10 protein-coding genes are annotated in these 11,667 nt (G+C 54.4%); 9 read left to right on the top strand and 1 reads right to left on the bottom strand.

The window, feature by feature from the left end; all coding sequences use genetic code 11:
- Positions 1–72: 72 nt before the first annotated feature.
- Positions 73–690, top strand: coding sequence for a TetR family transcriptional regulator (locus P0D43_RS02385; RefSeq protein WP_159569177.1), 618 nt, complete (start codon positions 73–75; stop codon positions 688–690).
- A 7-nt stretch (positions 691–697) separates the two neighbouring features.
- Here P0D43_RS02385 and P0D43_RS02390 read toward each other — a convergent pair whose 3' ends face one another.
- The gene (locus tag P0D43_RS02390; protein ID WP_341237734.1) at positions 698–1,387 is read right to left on the bottom strand and encodes an SDR family NAD(P)-dependent oxidoreductase; all 690 of its coding nucleotides are present in this window, start codon (positions 1,385–1,387) and stop codon (positions 698–700) included.
- A 172-nt stretch (positions 1,388–1,559) separates the two neighbouring features.
- On the opposite strand from P0D43_RS02390, the gene P0D43_RS02395 reads away from it, so the two are divergent.
- The 8 genes from P0D43_RS02395 (at position 1,560) to P0D43_RS02430 (ending at position 11,555) form a co-directional block, all read left to right on the top strand.
- On the top strand, positions 1,560–2,189 hold the full coding sequence (locus P0D43_RS02395) for a hypothetical protein (protein WP_159569179.1): 630 nt from the start codon (positions 1,560–1,562) through the stop codon (positions 2,187–2,189).
- 120 nt (positions 2,190–2,309) lie between these two features.
- On the top strand, positions 2,310–3,218 hold the full coding sequence (locus tag P0D43_RS02400; protein WP_394673131.1) for an SDR family oxidoreductase: 909 nt from the start codon (positions 2,310–2,312) through the stop codon (positions 3,216–3,218).
- A gap of 96 nt (positions 3,219–3,314) precedes the next feature.
- Positions 3,315–4,943, top strand: a complete 1,629-nt coding sequence (locus P0D43_RS02405) for an acyl-CoA carboxylase subunit beta (RefSeq protein ID WP_394673132.1) — start codon at positions 3,315–3,317, stop codon at positions 4,941–4,943.
- 35 nt (positions 4,944–4,978) lie between these two features.
- Entirely contained in the window at positions 4,979–6,142 is a 1,164-nt protein-coding gene (locus P0D43_RS02410; protein ID WP_394673133.1) for an acyl-CoA dehydrogenase family protein, read from the top strand.
- Positions 6,135–8,069, top strand: coding sequence for an acetyl/propionyl/methylcrotonyl-CoA carboxylase subunit alpha (locus P0D43_RS02415; RefSeq protein WP_394673134.1), 1,935 nt, complete (start codon positions 6,135–6,137; stop codon positions 8,067–8,069). The genes P0D43_RS02410 and P0D43_RS02415 overlap by 8 nt, the downstream gene beginning before the upstream one ends.
- A gap of 11 nt (positions 8,070–8,080) precedes the next feature.
- Positions 8,081–9,211: an acyl-CoA dehydrogenase family protein gene (locus tag P0D43_RS02420; protein WP_394673135.1), complete on the top strand. Its 1,131-nt coding sequence runs from the start codon at positions 8,081–8,083 to the stop codon at positions 9,209–9,211.
- Between the two features lie 269 nt (positions 9,212–9,480).
- Positions 9,481–11,031, top strand: a complete 1,551-nt coding sequence (locus P0D43_RS02425) for a hypothetical protein (protein ID WP_394673136.1) — start codon at positions 9,481–9,483, stop codon at positions 11,029–11,031.
- A 146-nt stretch (positions 11,032–11,177) separates the two neighbouring features.
- Positions 11,178–11,555, top strand: a complete 378-nt coding sequence (locus P0D43_RS02430) for a hypothetical protein (protein WP_394673137.1) — start codon at positions 11,178–11,180, stop codon at positions 11,553–11,555.
- Positions 11,556–11,667: the final 112 nt, after the last annotated feature.

The following is an 11,667-nucleotide window of genomic DNA, read 5'->3' on the forward strand; positions in this document are numbered from 1 at the left end:
CGAGAAGTCAGATAATACATACATACATGAGTGTATGTAAATAAATTTTTCAATTTGGCGTAGACGATTGTGGTGAGAAAAACGAAGGAAGAAGCGCAGGAAACCCGCAACCTGATTCTGGACACAGCAGAGGCCGTGTTCTCGGAAAAAGGGGTGTCGAGGACCACGCTCAACGACATTGCCAAGGCTGCGGACCTGACGCGGGGGGCCATCTATTGGCACTTCAAGAACAAGGCCGACCTGTTCGATGCCATGTTACAGCGCGTCATATTACCAATGGATGAATTCATCGCCACGCCTGACCTGCACCCTGAGCAGCAGCCGCTGGCTTACCTGCGCACGCGATCCATGCATGTTGTGCGCACCCTGGCCGAAGACCCACGTACACAACGGGTGTTCGACATCGTGATGCACAAAGCGGAAATGGTCGACGACATGTTGCCGATTCGAGACAGGCATTTGGAAGCCATTCAAGGTTGTATTCAAACCATTGAAACAGACTTTCAAGCCGCCATCGACAAAGGTGAATTGCCCACAAAAACCAACGCCCGTCAGGCCGCCATCGGTTTACATGCCTTGATTGACGGGCTATTTGCCAATTTTGTACTCAGCCCGAATTTGTTTGATTTGATGGAACAAGCTGAATTCACCATCGACAACTACCTCAATGGCCTGGCCAGCCGAAAGTAAAGCCCAACTACACCCGGCCAGTCACCGGAAGACCTGCGCCGTTTATATCGCGGGCTGCGTCTGACAGCAAAAATGCAATTACGCCCGCCAATGATTCAGGGCGAACCCAGTCTGCAGGGTCGGAATCCGGCATGGCTTCGCGATTGGCGGGCGTGTCCAGAACACTGGGCAACACCGCATTGGCCCGAATACCCAAATGTTTGTTCTCTGCGGCCAGCGCCTCGGTCAACCGAAGCACACTTGACTTCGCCGCTGCATACGCGCCCATGCCCTCGGCTGCCTTGCCTGCGGCAGCTGCGCCAATGTTAATAATCGCACCGCTTTGCTGCCCCTGAAACTGCGGCAATATGGCTTGGCACATATTGACCGTGGTTTGAACGTTCATGGCGTACTGGGTATTCCAGGACTCCAGACTGCTGTCCGCCTGTTTTTCCCACACAAAACCACCTGCAATATTCACCACTGCGTCGATCTGGCCAAAGTACTCCCAAGCCTGATTCACCACTTCCTGTGCATGCTCGGGCTGAGTCAAATCCACATTGCCAATCGACACCGCATCGCTTTCGCCTTCCCACTCGGGTTGGTGCAAATCGATCAACAGCAGTCGGTAACCCAAACTGCCCAAATGGGTGGCAACGGCCTGTCCCAAATTGCCCGCTGCGCCTGTAATGATCGCCACTGGATTGCTGTTGCTCATGAAAATCGACCCCTGCGTTGAATAGTTGACTGCTTGCATTTTGACACGAGCACAGCCGTTTCACGTCCCCACCCCCTTTGAATACCCCCTTTAAGGGCAACGCATTGGTGCAATACTGAAGCAATCAATACCTGCCGTTCACAAGACATCACCGGAATTTTTGGAGCATGTCATGTGGAACGGTTTATTTTTTGGCTTGGTGAGCTTGTTCACGCCCCAGGCAACCCTGCCCGACACGGCCGCCATGAAGGTGGAAATCGAGCAGTTTGCACAGGTCTACGCCATTGACACCGATCGCATTCATGTTCGCGAAAGCACCATGAACAACCCCTCCCCGTTTCTCACCAACAGCGGTATCAAGGCCTGCGTGCTTCATGTGAACCAACATGCCGACGCCAAGCGGGTGTGGTCACACTTCCTTGACTCAGGCCATGAAGGCGCAGAACCCGCGTTTCTCGCATTCACCTCTGCGCATGAATTGACCCATTGCTTGATGTCCGAGAAAGGCAAACGGGCCACCACAAAAAAAGCACTTCAAGACCATTTGGGCATTCAATTCAAGAACAATGTGCATTTTGAAGAAACGCTGGCCGACCTGGTCGGCCTGGCTTATGTTCAAAAAGTCATGCCAGAGTACTTTGACGTGGTGTACAAGCGTGTGAAATCGATTCGCACAGACTTTTCCAACCGCGACCCCGAACACGACAGCTCACGCGCACTGAATGCCCCCACCATTGCGTTTGCAGACCAAATGTTTAGTAAAACTGAGAACATTCGTTTGGCGGATGCGGGTAGCCGATAAACATCGCAATACAAAAAAACTTCTGTGAATTGGCTTGTAATCAAGCACACATTCAAAAAGCATGTTTAAATTCAAACGATCGTTTGAATAATTAACAAGCACAATTCACAGGTGACCCTCTTGAACAGCTTCCAATCCGTTTTTCGCCCCAACCTTTTTGCAGGACAAACGGTGCTGGTCACAGGTGGCGGCTCGGGCATTGGTCGCTGCACCGCACACGAGCTGGCCAGCTTGGGTGCCGACCTCGCCTTGGTTGGTCGAAAAATGGAAAAGCTGGAAACCGTGAAAGCGGAAATCGAGCAAACCTGTTCTGTGAAAATTTCCCTGCACAGTTGCGACATTCGCGAAGAAGAACGCGTGAAAGAAACCGTGACGGAGGTGTTGGCAATTCACGGCAAAATCAACCACCTGATCAACAACGCTGGCGGGCAATTTCCATCGCCCTTGAACATGATCAGCGGCAAAGGCTTCGAAACCGTGGTGCGCAATAACCTCACAGGCGGTTTTCTCATGGCCCGCGAAGTGTTCAACCAGTACATGATGTTGCACCTCGGCGAAACAGACATGTCCATCACCAACATCATTGCCGACATGTGGAACGGCATGCCAGGCATGGGCCACTCCGGCGCCGCACGCGCGGGTATGTTGAACTTCTCCGAGACCGCATCCAATGAATGGGCGCCCGTGCGAGTCAATGCTGTTGCCCCGGGCTTCATTGCCTCCAGCGGCATGGACACTTACCCCGAACCCATGAAGCAAACCATCATGCAACTGGACAAAACCATTCCGCTACACCGCTTGGGTCTTGAAGCGGAAGTGTCTGGCGCACTGGTCTTCTTGTGCAGCCCGGCAGCCTCTTTCATTTCCGGTTCCTGCATTCGAATTGACGGCGCAGCCCCCAACGCCCGCCGTATCTGGCAAGTTGGCACTGGCAAACCCAACCCGGCATTCAACAGCTTCCATCTGGGTGGCGTACCCGAGGTGATCCAACGTCGCGATGCGGCACGCGCAGCCCAACAAAAGAAATAAGCCGCAGTTCATGTATAAGGCTTGACACACCCAAGCCTCACCCTCAAAATCAAACAAACGTTTGATTTTTTAATTACACCAAGAGCACAGAATTCAATGCCAATTTTAGAGACCGCCGTTGCCACAAACTCGGCCGAGTTTGAACTCAACAAAGCCAACATGGAAACGGCCCTGAATGAACTTCGGGCATTGGAACAACGCACCCGCGACGCATCGGCCAAAGCGGCTCCCTCGTTTGCCAAGCGGGGGCAACTGCTGCCGCGTGACCGGGTGGCATTGCTGCTCGATTCAGGCTCCCCTTTTCTGGAACTCAGCACACTGGCTGGGTATATGCAAGACGGCCAAAAAGCCGAGAAAAGCATTCCAGGCGGCGGCATCATTGCCGGCTTGGGCTATGTGGCCAATACCCTGTGCATGGTCGTGGCCAGCGATTCCGGCATTGAGGCAGGCGCGCTCCAAGCCATGGGCATTGAGAAAATGCAAAGGGCCCAAGACATTGCGCTGGAAAACAAACTGCCTTTTATTAATTTGGGCGAATCCGCCGGGGCCAACCTGCTGAAATACAAGGTCGAGCATTTTATTCTGGGCGGCGGCAACTTCTACCGTTTGGCCAAATTGAGTGCTGCGGGCTTGCCTGTGATCAACGTGCTGCACGGCTCATCCACAGCAGGTGGTGCTTACATTCCCGGTTTAAGCGACGTGGTGATTATGGTGCGAGAACGCGCCCGCGCCTTTCTCGCTGGCCCCCCTTTGTTGAAGGCCGCCACTGGTGAAATTGCCACCGATGAAGAATTGGGCGGTGCCGACATGCACTGTTCCATCTCAGGCCTTGGTGACTACATCGCCGATGACGACCGCCACGCCATTGCTCTCGCCCGCGAAGTGATGGCCAAAATCGACTGGAACAACAGCAACCGGCAGGTATTACCCGCATTGAATTCCAATGCACCTGCCCCACGCTATCCCGCGGAAGAATTGCTGGGCGTCATGCCTGCCGACATCAAAACCCCGGTTGACATGCGTGAGGTCATTGCACGCATCGTGGACGACTCCGATTTTCTGGAATTCAAAGCCAATTACGGTTCAGCCACCCTGTGCGGATACGCCAAACTCTTGGGTGTTTCAATCGGCATCATCAGCAACCTGGGCCCAATCGACACCGCAGGTGCCACCAAAGCCACACACTTCATTCAAAGCTGCTGCCAAACCAAAACGCCAATCATCTACCTTCAAAACACCACGGGTTACATGGTGGGCAAGGAAGCCGAGCAGGGCGGCATCATCAAGCACGGCTCAAAAATGATTCAGGCAGTGAGCAACGCCACCGTTCCGCAAATCACCTTGCTGTGTGGCGCCAGTTTTGGTGCCGGCAACTATGGCATGTGTGGTCGCGCATTTGGCCCACGCTTTGTGTTTGCCTGGCCCAACAGCAAAACAGCGGTGATGGGTGCCGAGCAGGCAGCGGGCACCATGGCCACTGTGATGCAGGCCAGCGCAGCCCGCAAAGGCATTGAAGTACCCGAATTCATGCTTGAAAACATGAAGAAACAGATCATCGACACGTTTGAGTCGCAAACCAGCGCATTTCACACCAGCGGCCTGCTGCTGGATGACGGCGTGATCGATCCCAGAGACACCCGGCAGGTATTGGCGCTCGCGCTAATCACCTGCCTGCAACAAGAGCGCAGTGTGCAGCCCATGCAATTTGGCGTGGCCCGCCCCTAATGCGTATCAGTACCCAATAACGAGGAGGAAGTGCAGTGAGACTAAGCCAGGAACACAAAGAACTACAACGCACCATCGAACGATTTGTGGAAAAAGAGATCAATCCACACGTGGCCACCTGGGAACAGGAACAAATGTTTCCCGCCCACGAACTGTTCAAAAAGATGGGTAATCTTGGCTTGCTTGGCCTGACCAAACCAGAAGAGTTTGGCGGCATGGGTTTGGACTACAGCTATTCCGTGGTGGCGGCGCAAGCTTTGGGAAAAATTCATTGTGGCGGCATACCCATGGCAATCGGCGTTCAAACCGACATGGCCACGCCCGCTTTGGCACGGTTCGGCAGCGACGAACTGCGCCGTGAATTTCTGGCTCCTGCCGTTGCGGGCGACATGGTGGCGTGTATTGGCGTGTCCGAACCCGGCGCTGGGTCCGATGTTGCCGGTGTAAAAACCACCGCCAAAAAAGACGGCAGCGACTACGTCATCAATGGCAGCAAAATGCGGATCACCAACAGCTTGCAAGCCGACTGGATTTGCTTGCTGGCCAACACCAGCGACGGCAAACCGCACCAGAATAAATCCTTGATCATCGTGCCGATGAAAACACCCGGCATTACGATCGAAAAGAAGATTCACAAAATTGGTATGTGGGCTTCCGACACCGGCCTGATCCACTTCGACAATGTGCGCGTACCCCAACGCAACCTGATCGGCATGGAAGGTGCGGGCTTCATGTACCAAATGATCCAGTTTCAGGAAGAGCGCCTTTGGGGTGCGGCCAACAGCATTGAAGGCATGATGCATGTGGTGAATGAAACCATCAACTACACCCGCCAACGCAACCTGTTTGGCAGCACTGTGTTGGACCAACAAGTGGTGCACTTCACACTGGCTGAATTGAAAACCGAAATTGAAGCCCTGCGCGCTTTGGTGTGGCAAGCCACTGAAGAATATGTAGCAGGTGGCGAAGTCACTGAACTGGCCAGCATGTGCAAACTCAAAAGCGGCCGCTTGGTGCGCGAAGTGGCCGACAAATGCCTGCAATTCTGGGGCGGCATGGGCTTCACTTGGGAAAACCCGGCATCGCAGTTGTATCGCGACGGTCGCCTGATTTCCATTGGCGGCGGTGCAGACGAAGTGATGTTGAGCATTATCTGCAAGTTCATGGGTATTTTGCCGGGCAAGAAAAAGAATGCCTAGAATCAAAAAACTGCTGATTGCAAACCGCAATGAAATTGCGCGCAGAATTTTGCGCGCCGCTCAACCCTTGGGCATTGCAACGGTGGCGGTGTATTCCGAGGCCGATGCCCAAGCGCTGCACGTGCAAGAAGCGGACGAGGCCTACTGCATAGGCCCCGCACCGTCGCTTGAATCGTATTTGCGAATCGACAAGCTGATTGAAACTGCCCTGAAAGCCGGGGCAGATGCCATACACCCTGGTTACGGTTTTGTGTCGGAAAGCCCGGCTTTCGCACAGGCCTGCGCCGAGGCTGGCATTACCCTGGTTGGCCCCACACCCCAAGCCATTGCCAACATGGCTGACAAAGCCTGTGCCAAAGAAATTGCACAACAGGCGGGCCTGCCCTGCATACCCGGTTTCAGCGAACCCAACGCAAGCGTTGTCGATTTAATGGCTGCAGCCCAGCGCATTGGCTACCCGGTCATGATCAAAGCACTCGCCGGCGGTGGTGGGCGTGGCATGCGCCTGGTACTGAATGAATCCGAGTTTGCATCGCAACTGCACTCCGCACAGCTTGAAGCGAAAAACGCTTTCAACGACGACCGGGTCATGCTTGAAAAAGCCATCATCAACCCGCGCCACATTGAAATTCAGGTGTTGGCCGATACTCATGGTCACGCCGTGCATTTGGGCGAGCGCGATTGCTCAGTGCAGCGCCGCCACCAAAAAATTGTCGAAGAAGCACCCAGCCCCGCAGTGAGCCCTGAACTTCGCGCACGCATGGGTGAAGCGGCATTGAAACTGGTGCATGCCACCGGCTATGTGGGCGCAGGCACGGTTGAATTTTTGCTCGACACCCAAGGCAACTTTTACTTCATTGAAATGAACACACGTCTGCAGGTTGAGCACGGCGTCACCGAAGCAATCACGGGAATTGATTTGGTGCAGTGGCAATTACGCATTGCATCGGGCGAACAACTTAGCCTGCAACAAGAGCAAATCACGTTCACAGGCCATGCCATTCAAGGCCGCTTGTGCGCAGAAGACCCAGCACGCGACTTCATGCCGCAAACCGGACCAGTCCTGGCCTGGCAGCCCGACCCCAACAGCCGCTGCGATCACGCCTTGCAAACCGGTGGCGAAGTCAGCCCTTGGTACGACAGCCTGCTGGCCAAGGTCATCGTGCATGCCGACAATCGCTTGGCCGCCTGTGAAAAACTGGCTGATGCATTGAACCGGACCGTGCTCGTCGGCTTCGAGCACAACGCGCTTTACCTGCAACGCATTGCCAGCCACCCAGTGTTTCAGGGTGGCGAATTTGGCACAGGTTTTCTGGCCACGCACGCCGATGCCTTGCTTGCACCCCAAGTGTTTCAGCATGAAATTGCAGTGGCCGCTGCCTATCTTGCGTTCGAGCAACACGGCGACTCACGTGCTTGGCCAAAGCCATTGAACAACTTCTCCAGCACACGCGCGCTGGTGCGTCCCTTGAAGCTCAAGGTCAAGGGTAAAACGCTGTTGCTTCAGGTGACCCAAGGCAGCAACGCCTACACCATCAATGGACTCGGCGACGAAACAATCCACATTGCGCAATTGCAAATCAAACGTTGCACCTTGCTTTCAAGCAATCAGGGCGTTTGGGTCAAAAGCTGGCTGAACCCGCAAGCCGTATTGGTCGAGGATGAAACCCTGCTCAGCGCCTCCGCACTGGGTGAAGGTGTATTCCAGCCCAGTATCACCAGCCCCATGAACGGCAAAATTACACAAGTACTGGTTCAGCCCGGCCAACAGGTTGAAGCTGGCACAGTGTTGGTGTGTCTGGAAGCCATGAAAATGGAGCACCGCATTACAGCGAAATCAGCAGCGGTGGTCGAGGCGGTACACGTGAATGTGGGCGATCAAATGAAATTGAAACAGATCATGGTTCAACTCAAGCCTACCCAATAAGGACACCCTCCATGGACGATTTTTTCCGCTCCGTCGAGCGATTTGTGAATGAACAAATCAAACCCAATATCAACGATTGGGATGAGGCGGGTGAGTTTCCGCGCGAACTTTACCGACAAGCCGGTGAACTTGGCTTGCTTGGTTTGGGCTACCCGGAAGAAGTGGGAGGGTTCGAGTGCACACTGGCGGATCGCCTGAAGCTGTCCAACCTGGTGTGTTCCGCCGGCAGTGGCGGCTTGCTGGCAGGTCTGTTCAGTCACAACATCGGTTTGCCTCCATTGTTGAACCATGGCAGTGAAGAACTGGTACAAATGATCGCGCCTGCTGTATTGAAAGGCGAAGCCATCAGTGCCTTGGCCATTACCGAACCCTCGGGTGGGTCCGATGTGGCCAATCTGAAAACCAAAGCCGAGCTGTTTCAAAAAGACGGCTCACCCCACTACCGCATCAACGGTGAAAAAGTATTCATCACCAGTGGCGTGCGTGCAGACTGGCTCACCGTGGCAGTGCGCACCGGTGAACCTGGTGCACGCGGTATTTCAGTGCTGATGGTGCCCGGCAATGCCAAAGGCCTCACCCGCAGTCTGTTGAAGAAAACCGGCTGGTGGATGAGCGACACCGCCAGTATCTATTTCGACAATGTGGAAGTACCCGCAAGCTATTTGGTGGGCAAAGAGGGCAAAGGTTTTCGCATCATCATGGAAAACTTCAACACCGAACGCCTCATGTTGGCAGGTGCTTGCATCGGGTTCTCCAAGGTGTGCCTGAACGAAGCGCTGGATTGGGCCCAAAATCGCCAAACATTCGGCAAACGCCTGATGGACCACCAGGTGATTGCTCACAAACTGGCCGACATGCGCATGAAGATTCGCGCCACCGAAGCCTGGTTTGACGAAACCATTTCGCGCATCGACCGGGGCGACATCAACGAAGAACTGGTCGCAGACATTTGTTTGCTGAAAAACCAGGCCACACAAACCCTGCAGCATTGCGCCAACGAGGCCGTACAAATTTTGGGGGGCATGGGTTTCATGCGGGGCAGCTCTACCGAGCGAATTTACCGGGAAGTCAAGGTAATGTGCATTGGCGGTGGTGCCGAGGAAATCATGAAAGAGTTGGCCATTCGGCAATTGGCCTGGTGAGAACCAATTTTGGGTGTCCTCAGACACCCCCCAAAAGAGGTACACTACCCGACTGAACTAAAAAAATTAGGTTCGATCGGCTTCCCCCGAGGCGTTCTTTACATGCGGCAAATCAGAACTTGTAAGTATAAAACTTACACATAATGTAAAACATTGTTAATTATTAAGCAATATTCGCATCCATTTCCTGATTGACGCCAGTAAAACTCTCACAAGGCGAAACTTTTGCCGAACTTTTAAATGAACACACCATTGTCGGAGAATGCACTGTGGCTAATATCACTGGAGTTATCAAAAGCGTGTTGGGAGAGGTTTCTGTAACCCGTCCCGACGGAGAACAAGTCCTTCTCAAAGAAGGCGACATTATTTCTGCTGGCGACACCGTTACCACCAGTGCAGAAGGCTCGGCTTACATCGAGTTTCCCGGTGCAGATGGTCAAACAGCCACCGAAGGTATTTTGCAATCCAATGCAGTAGCCACATTGAAAGAAGGTGAGGCTGGTGCAGAATTTGAAGTCGCAGAGGGCGAATTCGAATTGCTGACTGAAGGCGAAACAGTTGCAGTCACCGGCGCAGGCGGCATGTTTGGCTTGTTTGGTGCAGGTTTGGCTGCCGGCGGTTTGGCTGGCCCATTGGCCGCAGCAGCAGGTGCCGCATTCGTGCTGGGCAGTGATGACAGCGACGGCGGTGCAGGTGGCGGCTCCACAGGTGGCGGATCTGGCGAGGCAACCGCTGGTACCCTAGAGCCTGTAACAGACGCAGCTGGCCCGGCTTCTCCAGCGCTTGAAGAAACTCTGGATGCCCTTGCACCAGTGACAACCGTTGTTGATGCGCCTGTAGGTGCCCTTGAACCGGTTACCGAAGCACTCGACCCCGTGCTGGATGAAACAGCGCCAATCACTGACGCACTCGAACCCGCGCTGACCCCAGTCAACAACACCTTGAGCGGCGCACTCACCGGTCTTGAGCCCGTAACTGATTCACTGGACCAAAACCTTACCCCTGTGACTGAAGCGGTTGAAACAGCGCTGTCACCGTTGGTAGACGTGATTGCCGGCAACGAAGATGGATTGGTGACTGCTGCCGCAGACACACTGCCAGTGAACCTGCGCGTGGTTGCAGAGCAACTGGGTGGTGGCTTGAGCATGGTGACTCCCCAACTGGCCGACGGTTTGTCGCAAGTGGTTGGTCAACTCGACCCAATTCTGTCCCCCTTGAACGACGGTCTAACCCAAGGTTTTGACGCGGCGGCCCCCCTGTTTGATGGCTTGTCCACAGCAACTGATGCCCTGCCCATGGTTTCCCAACCCTTGGCCGATGGCCTGAACCAGGCTTTCGACGCACTGACCCCAGTAACAGACCCGTTGATCGGCGCATTGTCAGGCGGCTTGCCCCTGCCAGGCGGCGACGGTGGTGGTGGCTCAGACGGCCCCACTGGAACACCTTTGGACGCAGTACTCGGCCCAGTAACTGACGCCTTGGCTGGCGGTGGTGGTGGTGGTTCTGACGGCCCCACTGGAACACCTTTGGACGCGGTACTCGGCCCAGTAACTGACGCCTTGGCTGGCGGTGGTGGTGGCGGCATTCCCGAAACCGGCACCCCGTTGGACATGGTGACTTCGCTGCTCGATCCAAGCGTATTGACCGACCTGGCAGCAGGTGGTGATGCAGGTGGCAGCTTGCCAAGCTTCCCATCGACAGGCACACCGCTGGACGATGTAACTTCGTTGCTCGACCCGTCCAGCCTGCCAATCTCCTCTGGCGCAAGCCCGCTGGATGCACTAACCAGCGCGCTGCCCACAGACAGCCTGCCCATTTAAGCTTTTGTAGTATTGCGTGGGGCTCCGACCCCCGCGCAAAGTGAAAAGGCACACTTCGGGGTGCCTTTTTGCGTTTTTACACCACTTAAATAAGTTGAACTTTCCTTGGAGATTAACCACGCAAAAAGACAATCAGGACATTCATCATGCCAGCTTCAATAGGCTCAAATCAGGTTCAATCAAACAGTCAACGGCCAAGTATCCAGCCAATAGAAAACACGACAGACCCCAAAGCACAGGCACTCGGTCAAAAAACCGCCATGGTCATGGCCACCACAGGGCTTGCCATAGCCGCCTTGGGAGCAGGGATATGTTTTACACCTGCTGCACCCACAGGCCCATTAATAATCGCGCTTGGCCTCGCATTAATGATCGCCGGAGGCGTAGTGTACAAATCGCCTGCCTCTGCCGTTGCCAACACCAGCCCATTCAATGGGTTAAACAACGATACATTCGTTCCGCCTTCCCACTACTACGACAACTGCGAACACTCGTCCCCTGACAACAACCACAATAACTGCTAGCTCCGCAACAAATGGAACTTTGCCCCTTGGGCGGAAACCTAGATGGGCAGGTATCTTTTTTCTGTTTTGACGTGTACCACCCGGCTACACCTTCCGCTGCAGGAGCATAAGA

It is taken from the genome of Limnobacter sp., from assembly GCF_043511195.1.
In the GTDB taxonomy this organism is placed as follows: domain Bacteria; phylum Pseudomonadota; class Gammaproteobacteria; order Burkholderiales; family Burkholderiaceae_B; genus Limnobacter.